The 12,249-nt window shown below is 34.5% G+C and carries 11 protein-coding genes; 2 read left to right on the top strand and 9 right to left on the bottom strand.

Annotated elements, in window-relative coordinates:
• Positions 1–34: 34 nt before the first annotated feature.
• From R2Q16_RS15710 to R2Q16_RS15670, 9 genes are all read right to left on the bottom strand, one after another.
• Positions 35–823, bottom strand: a complete 789-nt coding sequence (locus R2Q16_RS15710) for a hypothetical protein (RefSeq protein ID WP_316738286.1) — start codon at positions 821–823, stop codon at positions 35–37.
• 86 nt (positions 824–909) lie between these two features.
• On the bottom strand, positions 910–1,878 hold the full coding sequence (locus tag R2Q16_RS15705) for a glycosyltransferase (RefSeq protein ID WP_316738285.1): 969 nt from the start codon (positions 1,876–1,878) through the stop codon (positions 910–912).
• Between the two features lie 68 nt (positions 1,879–1,946).
• On the bottom strand, positions 1,947–2,900 hold the full coding sequence (locus R2Q16_RS15700; RefSeq protein WP_316738284.1) for a glycosyltransferase family 2 protein: 954 nt from the start codon (positions 2,898–2,900) through the stop codon (positions 1,947–1,949).
• Between the two features lie 135 nt (positions 2,901–3,035).
• Positions 3,036–3,569: a DUF4199 domain-containing protein gene (locus tag R2Q16_RS15695; protein WP_316738283.1), complete on the bottom strand. Its 534-nt coding sequence runs from the start codon at positions 3,567–3,569 to the stop codon at positions 3,036–3,038.
• A gap of 13 nt (positions 3,570–3,582) precedes the next feature.
• Positions 3,583–4,251, bottom strand: coding sequence for a hypothetical protein (locus R2Q16_RS15690; protein WP_316738282.1), 669 nt, complete (start codon positions 4,249–4,251; stop codon positions 3,583–3,585).
• 92 nt (positions 4,252–4,343) lie between these two features.
• Positions 4,344–5,600 (bottom strand): dihydroorotase, encoded by a 1,257-nt coding sequence (locus R2Q16_RS15685; protein WP_316738281.1) that lies wholly within the window; start codon positions 5,598–5,600, stop codon positions 4,344–4,346.
• Positions 5,597–7,636, bottom strand: coding sequence for a BatA domain-containing protein (locus R2Q16_RS15680; protein WP_316738280.1), 2,040 nt, complete (start codon positions 7,634–7,636; stop codon positions 5,597–5,599). Before R2Q16_RS15680 ends, R2Q16_RS15685 begins: the two co-directional genes overlap by 4 nt.
• Positions 7,637–7,696: 60 nt before the next feature.
• Entirely contained in the window at positions 7,697–8,101 is a 405-nt protein-coding gene (locus R2Q16_RS15675; RefSeq protein WP_316738278.1) for a hypothetical protein, read from the bottom strand.
• Between the two features lie 18 nt (positions 8,102–8,119).
• Positions 8,120–9,685: a L,D-transpeptidase family protein gene (locus tag R2Q16_RS15670; RefSeq protein ID WP_316738276.1), complete on the bottom strand. Its 1,566-nt coding sequence runs from the start codon at positions 9,683–9,685 to the stop codon at positions 8,120–8,122.
• A gap of 272 nt (positions 9,686–9,957) precedes the next feature.
• On the opposite strand from R2Q16_RS15670, the gene hisG reads away from it, so the two are divergent.
• Positions 9,958–10,809, top strand: a complete 852-nt coding sequence (gene hisG, locus R2Q16_RS15665; RefSeq protein ID WP_316738275.1) for an ATP phosphoribosyltransferase — start codon at positions 9,958–9,960, stop codon at positions 10,807–10,809.
• A 59-nt stretch (positions 10,810–10,868) separates the two neighbouring features.
• Entirely contained in the window at positions 10,869–12,170 is a 1,302-nt protein-coding gene (gene hisD, locus R2Q16_RS15660; protein ID WP_316738273.1) for a histidinol dehydrogenase, read from the top strand.
• The last annotated feature ends 79 nt before the right edge of the window (positions 12,171–12,249 follow it).

Genomic DNA, 12,249 nt, shown 5'->3' with positions numbered 1-12,249 from the left:
TGGATGAGTAAATGATAGAATGACTTTAATGCTCTTAAACAAGATTGTGCAAAATATCTGGGTGCTCATCTCCTTTATATTCGCTGGAGATTTTACGATAAGCAACTGTAAGTGCAACACTAGAAAGCGGCACGATAATAAATGAACTCAGTATGTTAACAATGAAAGCAACAATTGGCCACTGTAAATAGTTTAGCAACAGATAAATTAAATATCCACCACCTAAAATAATCAAAAGCAATAATATTTTAGTGAAATTGCCTTTAGTAGTTGCCAAACTCAATTTTATCGATTCAAAAGGCTTAGCATTTTTATCAATGATAAAAAATGGAAAGAAAGAAATTCTTAACCAGGTAATAAAAATTGCAACAATACCTACTGATATGGCTACATTCTTTACAATTTCAATATTGATTCCGGTGTAAATAAACGGAAAAGCGACTAAGATTACCACCAAATAAACGCCTAAAATACAGCCTACAAAATATAGTGTTGCAACTAAAAAACGAATAATTTGTTGCCTTGTGGGAATGGTATCCACAATTTTCACATCATTCAATTCATCATCCATCAAATGAAAAATATATTTAAACAATGAAAGATTGATTGTAAAATATAACATGATGAAAATACAGACCATTAAAAAGCTGAGCACCTTACTTACATCCTTTATAAAAAATGCCATTAAGCTTGATGCACTCGCCGTAATAAACATCAAAAAGCATAATGTAGCAATAGAAAAATAATGCTTCCTGGTGATGTTCCACGCTTTTTGAATTACATCATTAACAGCGAATGTGCTTTCTTTAAGATAATTAATCATTTTAGGTTTTTAGTTGTTTCGTTGGTTTGTTATTTCGTTTTACAGATACTCTTCCCCAAACCCGATACTTTTTAACTTTCCACTTTTTACTTTCCACTAAATATCACTCTCTTAAACAGATCCTGAATAAAGCCTAAACCATAGGCGGTTAGTTGGATAAAGGAAGAGATAATGCTCAAAAATGCAACTTTTAAAGATTTATTTACTGACCATGAATGAAAAAATATCAACATAAAGTAAATCAGAATGAAGAAATTACAAACATATGCCAATGGCAGGTAAATAAAATTACATAAAACACTGAAAATAAAGCCAACAGTAAATACCGCGGGAAAGAAATGAACTAATTTAAGCTCTTTCGGAAAATGTTTATAAATGTTGATTCTTGCCCTTCCGAAAAAGTGTAATTGCTTATAAAACTGACTAAAACTGGTTCTACGCTTGTGGTAAACTTTTGCTTCGGGAATTAAACCAATTTTAAAACCGTTCTCGTGTATGCGGATGCTGTATTCGATATCTTCACCTAATCTGGTTAAAATAAAACCACCAACTTTCTCCCAAACATCCCTGGAAACGCCCATGTTAAAGCTACGTGGATGAAACTGGCCAACATGCTTTTTGTTGCCACGAATGCCTCCAGTGGTGAAAGGTGATGTCATGGCATAACTAATCGCCTTTTGAACCGGGGTAAAACTGTCGTGTGCTGCGTCTGGTCCGCCAAAAGCATCTAAATTATGTTCGTATAGATAATTTTTAACAATCTCCAGGTAATTTGAAGGGATTAAACAATCCGAATCGAAGATGATAAAATAATCGCCTTTAGCTTTTTCAAAACCGAAGTTACGAGCAAAACCTTGCCCGGCATTTTCTTTGTAATAATAACTGATGTCCAGTTTATTCGAATAACTTTCGACAATTGCCTTTGCATCATCTTTCGAACCATCTTCAATAACCAAAACCTCAAACTGTAAATAAGTTTGTTTGGTTAGGGTATATAAAAGTTCGTTAATTTCTTGGGGACGATTATAAAGTGGAATTATGATGGAGAAAAACATGTCTTTAAGATGAAAGCAGAAAGACTAAAGATCAAAGCACTTTTTGCTTAAAGCTTTAGTCTTTCTGCTTATTTTAATTCTTTTTCAATTAAATATTGATTTCGTTCCGGCGCATTTCTGGTAACCAATTCTGCAACGAAACCCGTTAAAAACATTTGAGAACCGACCACAATGGCGATTAATGCTATATAAAACAAGGGTTGATCGGTGATTTCCCTTTTGTATGGAATATGAGCAGCAATGTGATAAAGCTTTTCGCCAATCATCCAAAGTGCCATAAAAGTTCCGATAACAAAACTTAAAACACCTAATGAACCGAAAAAGTGCATTGGGCGTTTGCCAAATTTGCCTACGAAGAAAATCGAAAGTAAATCTAAGAAACCATTAATAAACCTGCTGAAACCAAATTTGGTAGTCCCATATTTACGGGCACGATGTTCTACAACCTGTTCTTTAATTTTACTAAAACCCGCCCATTTAGCGATTACAGGAATGTAACGATGCATTTCGCCATAAACTTCGATGGTTTTAACAACATCGCTCCTGTAAACTTTTAAACCACAGTTAAAATCGTTTAATTCGATGCCGCTCATTTTACGTGTTGCAGCATTAAATAACTTTGTTGGAATGGTTTTAGTAATCGGATCGTAACGTTTCTTTTTCCAGCCCGAAATTAAATCAAGCTTTTCTTCTTTTATTCTTCGGTAAAGTTCTGGAATTTCATCTGGGCTATCTTGTAAATCAGCATCCATGGTAATAATTACATCACCTTGTGTAGCTTCAAAACCAACATTTAGTGCTGCAGATTTACCGTAATTTCTTCTGAATTTAATGCCTTTAATTGCATCATTTTGTAGCTTTAAAGATTCTATAACCTCCCACGATTTATCGGTGCTGCCATCGTCAATCAAAATAATTTCGTAACTGAAATTATTTTCAGCCATTACTTTAGCAATCCACGCCGTTAATTCGGGTAAAGATTCGTCTTCATTATATAAGGGTACTACAACTGATATATCCATTTAAGTAGAAAGTAAAAAGTAGAAAGTAAAAAGACAAGTCTTTAAACTAATTACTCTTAAAATAAAACGTGCAAATTTCATCAAATTAAATGATAAAACTTGCACGTTAGAATTTTTTTATAACGAATGAAATTATTATGATCGGTCTCTTTTAATTACTGCGGCTGTTATCAAACTTACAAACAAACCAAAAACAGTATAGCTTATTGCAGCAGTAAAAGTCGCAAAAATCCACATATATGGTTTCATCATTTCGACTCGTTTTATTTGCTGTTCATTATCTCCTGCCTTTTCTATAGCGACATCAGCAATTTTCTCTAACGCGGATGGATCTAAAACTTTAAAATACAAAGCGTATAAAATCCCTATAAAAAGGCCTGCATATGCCGCAACTTTAAAGCCTGTGGAAAATGCTCTCCCATATGTTATATAGTTTCCAAGTTCTTTTTTGTGCGTGGTTTGAGTATAATAGATCGTCATTATAAAAATGCCATAGGACAAGAGAAAAGTTATTGCTTTATTAATTAAAGGAATGTCAGCACTAGTAGTATCTATCCCAATAAGTTTAAAAACGTAAATCATTGCCAATGTGTATATGGCAAATATTACAGCAACTTGAAATGCCAATTTATTAGGCTTCTTTTCTTCTTGAATAATTTGTTGTTCCATAATGAGATTGAATTTAGTTGTTAATGGTTGTAATTAATATATATGTAGCAGAATCGAACGATTTGTTACTACTAAATTTATTTATTTCCTGCACAGTTGTTGCACTTCCCTCTGTATCAAGGAAAAAGACCATAAAAGAAACAAATAATTCTTTCATTTCTTCGCTGATATTTAACTTGCCCGAAGCTTTGCAAATTGCTTCAACACTGCTTTCTGCAAGTTGCTGGTTGCTGATAAGTTCTTCATAAATTTCAAATTCATCCTGAAACTCATCATCCTCTACTAATAGAAATTCTTTTAGAAAATCGCCAAGTTCAGGTTCTAAATCTTCATCCTTACATTCTTTAATGTATAGCAAAAGGTTTAAAAGCTCTGTTCCTCTATCAATCGTTTCTTCTTCGATGTTTGCCCATTCTTCGCTTTCCAGGTAATCTTCTTCAAGCTTTTGCACATCGCTACTAAAGAAATTTACCATCAACAAATCGAAAAAAACTTCTCTTAACTCCTCAAAGTCGGGGTTTGAATCGAAAACGGCATCAAAAGCCGTTACTTTATCTAAAAAATTAACTTCTAATTCAAAAGCAGCCACCAATTCTGTTTCGAAATTACCAACATTAGCTGCAGCTACTTCAGCGTATTTATTTAATGAGGCTGTAAGTGCCTGTTTTACTCTGTTATCCATGTTTTTAATATTAAGTATCGAGTATTTAGTATCAAGTATCAAGACTTGCCCCCGAATTGTGCATCCATTTTTAAGCTTTAGTCTTTCCGCCTTTAGCTTGTATAATATTGATTGTTATTATAAACCAGCTTAACTTTTCCTGTCAGCTCTGTTCCAATTAATGGACTATTTGCTGATTTTGAATAATTTGAAGCTGAATTATACAGCCATTTTTCATCAACAGCGAAAACTGTAAAGTTTGCTGCTGCGCCTTCTTCAATTACCGGAATATTTAAATTTAGCAATTTCCTTGGGTTGATGCTTAACTTCTCTGCAATTTGATTTGCATCGAAACCTGCCTTTAGCAATAATGGCAAAACTGTTTGCAAAGCAATAATACCGTAATGCGCAATTTCGAACTCTACATTCTTAAATTCGATTTCTTCTGGGCGATGCTGAGAAGTAATGGCATCAATGATACCATCTTTCAGTCCGGCAATTAATGCCTTAACATCAGCTTTGCTACGCAATGGTGGTTTAACTTTGTAATTGCTATCAAAATCAGCAAGTAATTCTTCGGTAAATACCAAGTGGTGTGCCGTAACATCGCAGGTAATTTTTACACCATCTTTTTTAGCTTTTCGGATTAATGCAACCGAACCAGCTGTAGAAATATTGCTAATGTGAATTTTAGTTTCGTTATAAGTTGCCAGGAAAATATCTCTGGCAATGTGCATTTCTTCAGCCAATGGGGGTAAACCTTTCATTCCTAAAAGAACAGAATTTTTACTTTCGTTAATCTGAGATTTCCCTGCGATTGACTTATTCTCTGGATAAACCATCAGCAAGGCATCAAAACCTTTGGCATATTGTAGAGCACGACTCATAAAACCATCGTCTTGGATAGCCTTATCACCATCAGAAAAGGCAACTGCACCAGCTTGCTGCATATCAAAAAGTTCAGAAAGTTCTTTAGCTTCTCGGTTCTGACTAATTGAGCCAACAGGCAAAACATCAACCAAATTACCTTTTGATTTATTTACAATATATTCTACCTGAGATTTTGACTGCACAACCGGACTGGTTTGCGGCAATAATGCTAATCCAGTAAAGCCTCCGGCCTCCGCAGTTGCTGTTAAGGTTTGTATATCTTCTTTAGTTTCAAATCCCGGGTCGCCGGCTGCACAATTTAAATCGAAAAAACCTGGCGTTAAATAAGCACCATTAGCTTCAAAAACCGTTTCGTCTTTTTCGGCAGATAGCTTACCAATACGTTCAATTTTACCATCAGTAATCCTAACATCGCATAGTTGGTTATTAAATTTACTTTGTGGGTCGGCAATGGTAACCTGCTTTACAAGGAGATTCATATTGTTTTTTTAGGGTTGTTAAAAAATCGGATGAGCAGAATTTCTGCTGCAATAAAAATCAGCGACAAAATTAGACAAAGTTTCCATAATGTTTGCCCGATTTGGTTATCGCCAGAAATTAATTTTACTGCATCTTTATCCGTATCGTATATTTTTAAGTTGCTTCTATTTGCAAGATTGGCCAGGTCTGTTTTGCTCAAATAATGCATATCAGATTCTGAACGGCTGCTATTAAAACTGTAAACGGCAATTAAAGAATCGGCTAGAGATAAATTGTAAAATCCTGGATTCTTAATCTGGTCTGCAGTATAAATTAATGTTTTTCCGTTAGCAAACCTTACTTCTGGAATAGTCTCAAATTGTTTTGCAGATAATTTCAAAGTCTGGTTTTTGCCTATGGTTATATTCTTAATGTTCAGCACATTTTCATTACCAATGGTTGAATATAATGCATCTTCGCTTCCACCACTTAAACTCAACCGATACATTAAAGGCACGAAAATCGGATGTCGGGCGAAATTGCCGTCCGTTTGATTTAAACCAGATGCCGATAAATAGATATTTCCTCTACCGATTGCATATTTAGCAAAGAATAATTTGCCTCCCGGAAGCTGCAAAATATTTTCCTTAGTGGCGTTATTTTTTTCAATAAAAGAGAAATACCGGTTGACTGTTGGCAAATTCAGATTTTTAGGCACTTCTTCAAATACACTCTTGAAAACAGGATTCTGCAAATCAATTTTATCAACCTTAGTTACCGAAGTATTTAAAGCTTGAACAGCAGGAAGTGACAGTGCGTTTAGAAATGAATTATAGGTTTGCAAATCAGCATCTAAATCTGGAAATAGAACAATTGTTCCACCGCCATTAGCGTAAGTTTTTAACTGCTGAGCCAACCCGGTTGAAGGTGTTTTAATTCCATTCAATACAATTAAGCCGTACTTAGAAAAATCGCTATAGTTAATATTTGTTTCGGAATTATTCGTTAGCTTATAATATTTATCGGCTGCAAAAAGTGCCTGAATATAATTCTGAGCCAAATTCCCATTAATGCTTAAAACCTGAAAATTTTGATCAACATTAAAGCTAAACGCCAGACTATCATCAAAAGTTAAAGGAAAATCTTTTATGGTAATGATGCCCTTTTGCCAGCCAGAATTTAATCCTGAAAAATTTAAGGTATCCTTTGCCGTTTTACCTGCCGGAATATTAATAGAACCAATTGCTTTTTGCTGATTATTTATACTGAGTTTTAAAGGAATATTCTTAGCATCCTCATCAGAATAATTTTTTAGCTGAACCACTAATCTTTCATTTGCTAAAGGCTGATGATTTGGAGACAAAGTCCAAACGCTATCAACTGCGATGTTAGGCAAAGTAGTTGCGTTTAATTTTAAGAAAGAATATTGAATATCGTTTTTTGTATCAAGCTTTGCTAGATTAGATATGTTTTTTTGAAAATCGGAAATGATAATACTGCATTTATTAGCCGAGCCAGTTAAGATGTTACCTTGTCGGTTTAAAATTTGTTGTAAAGTTTTGTTAGCGGATGAAATTTTAACATCATCCAAAGCTTTAAAAAATTCTTCTTTGTTTATTAAACGTTGATGCTTGCCTTCAAAATCATTCGTTAATAACTGAAATTTATCATTTAGGCCAAAGCCTTTAACGATCTGCTGCGCATTCCTTTTGGCTTCATCCAGCAGACTACCGTTTTTATTTACGGCATCCATACTGTAAGAATTATCAATATAGATGCTTACAGAATTATTTAAAATGGTTGCTTTTTGTTTATTAAGCGGAATATAAGGTTGTGCAAAAGCCAATACCAGGAAGATAATTGCCAGTATTCTAGACAATAAAATAAGTAGATTCTTTAGCTTTTCTCTCGATGAATTTTGCTGTTCTACCTCTTTTAAAAGCTGAACGTTAGAGAAATAAACCTTTTTAAACTTTCGGAAATTGAATAAATGAATGATAACCGGAATTGCAACCGATACTAGTGCGAAAAGAAAGCCCGGATAAAGGAAATTCATTAAAAACCAAAGATAGAAAAATTATGCAGAGTGGCGAATTACAATTGTAATAAACAAATGCTAATAGGCAAACCCAGGAAACTCTATATTAACAATCTTCCAGCTCCCACTTTGCAAAGCGAAATATAATTTAAACGGTCCGCTAACAATTTTAGATTGCTTTTTAACCACAGCCCTATAGCCTGCCACCCCCTCTACAAAGCCCATGCCCTTACCTTCATCCAGCAGTTGGAAATGCACATCGATGATATCAAATCTACCGCCAACATATTCATCAGCCTGGCCAAAAATCCCTTTTAACCTGGCAATAATAACATCATTGCCAATTACTTTATTTCCTGGCAGAATAAAAAAATCACTTAATTCGGCTGTTATAGACTTTGATTGCTTAAACCATGCATTAATGAATCGGATTGCAGTATTAACAATATCAGCCTGGTAATTAAAATTAGGATTTTCTTGCATTCGGCAAATCTACAGCTTCTATCTAAACTTTTTCATAGCTGCCCAAAGTTTATCGTCCATGTCGTAAACATCTGGTCTGTATTGTATTTTACCATTTTGAGGCCATGCAGTGAAATATGTGATCAAAAGTGGAACTGCTTTTTTAGGCCCGAACCAAGCTGGTTTTAATTGAAAAGCTTTTGTAGTATCTGCTTTTGCGGCCATTCGTTTTTTATACCATTTGTTGTGTGTACTATCAACTGGTGGTAAATCAACTTCCGCTCGTAATTTATCGTAAGTATAAGTATCGCCCACCAATTTTTCTGCAAACTCTAGAGGTTTTTCGATTCGAACGCAACCGTGGCTTATTGCTCGATTACTTAGATTGAATCCGTTTTTATTATTGGTATCGTGCAGGTAAATACTCGAACTGTTATCAAAAATAAACTTGAATTTTCCCAATGCATTTCCGCCACCAGAACCTTGTTTAAATTTGAAAGGTAATTTATCTCTCGAATATCTGTTCCAGTTAATGGTGTCAGGCTCACCAATTAATTTATCTTTATAGTATACTTTAATATTGCTGTTAGATAAATAGTAGCGATCTTTTCTAGCCATCCAGTATATCTCACTTTGTGCAATACTTACCGGAATATTCCAAACTGGATTTGCTTGTATAGAATTGATTTTACTAAATAAGAGTGGGGTTTCGTGGTTCTTTGGTTTATCATCCAAATTGCCAGATTTTGCAAATGCTTTAAGCTTTTCTTCATAGCCATTTTCGCGTTTGCCACCAACACAAACTTTCATGGTAATAACGGTATCCTGATTATCAAACCATGTCAATTTAAAATCTGCAATATTTACTTCTACATAGTTAGTTCCGGTTTCAGGCATCTGCCAACGGAAACGTTCCATGTTTAAAAGTAGAATGCGTTTTTCATTATCGCCTTTGGCACTTAAATATGCACTTTGCAAACCTTTATATTGAGCAGACTTTGGTTGTATATTTTTCAGTGTATCAACTAAACTTTCAGAACCCAAAAGCTTCGTCATGTTCAGGCTATCTGGACGTTTAACTTTAATATAATATCTTGAGAATATATTACGAGGATTTACTATACCAAATTTTAAATAGTTATTATAGTTTAGATAAGCATTTGCGGTAAGTAATTCAATTTTTGCGATAACGGGATAACTTTCATCTACGCTTTTGAATTTATTAGATGTAAGTTCGGCAAGCAGAGATTTAATTTCATCCGTTTTAAAGATTTTTGGATTAAAACCATGAATATTACTATTCTGAAGGTAATTTACAAGTGTATCCAATTCCCCATTTATGTAGAATTTAGTAACCATTGTAGGTTCGTTCGCATTTGACGTATAGAAAGCTTTAATGGTTTTGGGATTTATGAAAGACTGGGATAAATCATCCATAGTTTTAACGAAAACACTATCGTAGGCTACAGTATCAAAATCTTTATAAATTTTATTTTTGAAATGCTCAGATAGTATTTTACCAATTTCGGGAGGCTGTTTGAACCATCCACAGGCTGAGATACTTAATACAATAGGAATAATTAGAAAGCGAAAATTCTTCAACACAATAAAATTTAATGCAAAAATAAGGTAATCACAAATTAAAACACCATTATGGCAAATTAAGTGCCATTATTTTTTGATTTACGGTTTCAAACACTATATTTGCCATCGCTAATCAGCTAAAGCATTGATATTGGCAGAAATAAAGATATGAAATTAACTTTGAACCATCACTTACATTTACATCATCGCCGATAGGCGATATGATATGTTTGTTTTGTACTTCAAAACTTTTTTCCGTATAATAATTTCTTGTTCACTCTATATTCAATACTTTGAAAACACTTAAAATTGCTATCCAAAAGTCGGGTAGGTTAAACGAAAAATCTGTAGAAATATTAAAAAATTGTGGTCTTTCTTTCGAAAACTACAAGAGTTCTTTAATTGCAACTGTTGCAAATTTTCCATTAGAAATTCTTTTTCTTCGTGATGATGATATTCCAGAATATGTGCAAGATGGCATTGCAGATTTGGGTATTGTTGGCGAAAATGTAATTACAGAAACCAAGGCCGATGTTGAATATTTACAACGTTTAGGATTTGGAAAATGCACCTTAAAAATCGCGGTTCAATCGGGTAGTGAAATCCAAAAATTAGAAGACCTAAATGGTAAAGCAATTGCTACTTCTTACCCTGTAATTCTCGAAAAATTCTTAACAGAAAAAGGAATAAAATCAGACATCAGAACTATCTCAGGTTCGGTAGAAATTGGACCAGGTTTAGGTTTAAGTGATGCAATTTTCGACATCGTTTCAACAGGCGGAACTTTAAAAAGCAACGGACTAAAACCGTTTGCAGATGTGATGAATTCTGAGGCCGTTTTAATCGGAAATAAATCGATAATTGACAACCCAGAAGTTGCAGAATTGTTGCAGAGAATTCGCTCGGTACTAAGTGCAAAATCAAATAAATATGTGGTGCTTAACGTATCAAAAGATAACCTACAAAAAGTTGTTGATTTATTGCCAGGTGTTAAAAGTCCGACCGTAGTTCCGTTGTTCGAACCTAACTGGGTTGCGGTACATTCTGTAATTGCCGAGGAAGATTTTTGGGATAAAATTAACAGCTTAAAAGCCGCGGGCGCAGAAGGTATTTTAGTGATGCCAATTGAGAAAATAATCACTTAAAACAGGGTAAAAACATTAAAAATATCATTAACTATTGGTTAATTTAAAATCATAAAACATTGAAAGTCTACAATTATACAGATTTATCTAAATCAAAAATTGAGGAATTATGTTCCAGACAAATTGAAGACGATAAATTGGTTGAAGAACGCGTTACCGACATCATCAAAACAGTAAAAAATGATGGCGATAAAGCACTGTTTAATTTCGCTAAAACATTCGATAAAGTTGAACTGGAAAAACTTTTTTTAGATGCTGAGGAATTAAAAAGCATTGCAGCAACTATTCCTGCTGACGAAAAAAATGCGATTGAAACTGCTTATGCGAACATCAAAACTTTTCACGAATCTCAAATAAAAAAGGAAGAGAAAGTAGAAACCATGCCTGGTGTGGTTTGCTGGCGAGAATCAAGAGCAATTGAAAAAGTTGGCCTTTATATTCCAGGCGGCACAGCCGTTTTGCCAAGCACATTTTTGATGCTTGCTACACCGGCAATTATTGCGGGCTGCAAAGAAATTGTAGTCTGTTCGCCACCACAAAGTGATGGTAAAACCAACTGCTACCTTGCCTACTGTGCTATACTTTTAGGTATCGAAAAAATTTACCTGATTGGTGGTGCACAAGCTGTAGCGGCCATGGCTTTCGGAACTGAAATCGTACCTCAGGTTTACAAGATATTTGGTCCAGGTAATCGTTATGTAACCACGGCCAAAACAATGATTCAAAATAAGGTTGCTATAGATATGCCTGCTGGTCCATCGGAGGTTTTAGTGATTGCTGATGAGACTGCCAATCCGTCATTTGTAGCTGCAGATTTACTTGCACAAGCAGAGCATGGAACTGATAGTCAGGCAATTTTAGTCACTACTTCAAATAAAATATTAAGCAAAACGATTAAGGAAATTGAAAATCAGTTAAATAATCTTCCAAGAAAAGATATTGCAGCAAAAGCTATAGGCAATTCTTATGCTATTTTAGTTGACGATTTAGATGCTGCAATGGATTTCTCGAATGAATATGCTCCAGAGCATTTGATTTTAGCAACTGATAATTTTGAGAATCTTATCCCGCTGATTATCAATGCCGGTTCAGTGTTCTTAGGAAATTTAACTCCAGAAAGCGCAGGCGATTACGCATCAGGAACCAACCATACTTTACCTACAAGTGGTTTTGCAAAGGCATATTCAGGCGTTTCTACTGATGCTTTTTTAAAGAAAATCACTTTTCAGCATCTTTCTGTTACAGGTTTGACTAATATTGGCTCAACAGTAGAAGTACTTGCATCAGCAGAAGGACTAGAAGCACATAAGAATGCAGTAACAATTAGACTGGAGGAACAAAGATTAAAGAACAAAGATTAATGAGCAAAGATTACTGAGCAAAGAGTAGCAAATAAGGTGATACAAGTCTTTCATCTTTGTTCCTTGTTCTTTCATCACA

The organism is Pedobacter aquatilis (genome assembly GCF_032678425.1).
GTDB lineage: Bacteria > Bacteroidota > Bacteroidia > Sphingobacteriales > Sphingobacteriaceae > Pedobacter > Pedobacter aquatilis_B.
This window is presented reverse-complemented; position numbering and strand designations above follow the sequence as displayed.

Bases quoted from the DNA above. Each gene is read 5' to 3' on its own strand.
- R2Q16_RS15710 (WP_316738286.1), bottom strand. From the start codon at position 823: ATGATTAATTATCTTAAAGAAAGCACATTCGCTGTTAATGATGTAATT.
- R2Q16_RS15705 (WP_316738285.1), bottom strand. From the start codon at position 1,878: ATGTTTTTCTCCATCATAATTCCACTTTATAATCGTCCCCAAGAAATT.
- R2Q16_RS15700 (WP_316738284.1), bottom strand. From the start codon at position 2,900: ATGGATATATCAGTTGTAGTACCCTTATATAATGAAGACGAATCTTTA.
- R2Q16_RS15695 (WP_316738283.1), bottom strand. From the start codon at position 3,569: ATGGAACAACAAATTATTCAAGAAGAAAAGAAGCCTAATAAATTGGCA.
- R2Q16_RS15690 (WP_316738282.1), bottom strand. From the start codon at position 4,251: ATGGATAACAGAGTAAAACAGGCACTTACAGCCTCATTAAATAAATAC.
- R2Q16_RS15685 (WP_316738281.1), bottom strand. From the start codon at position 5,600: ATGAATCTCCTTGTAAAGCAGGTTACCATTGCCGACCCACAAAGTAAA.
- R2Q16_RS15680 (WP_316738280.1), bottom strand. From the start codon at position 7,636: ATGAATTTCCTTTATCCGGGCTTTCTTTTCGCACTAGTATCGGTTGCA.
- R2Q16_RS15675 (WP_316738278.1), bottom strand. From the start codon at position 8,101: ATGCAAGAAAATCCTAATTTTAATTACCAGGCTGATATTGTTAATACT.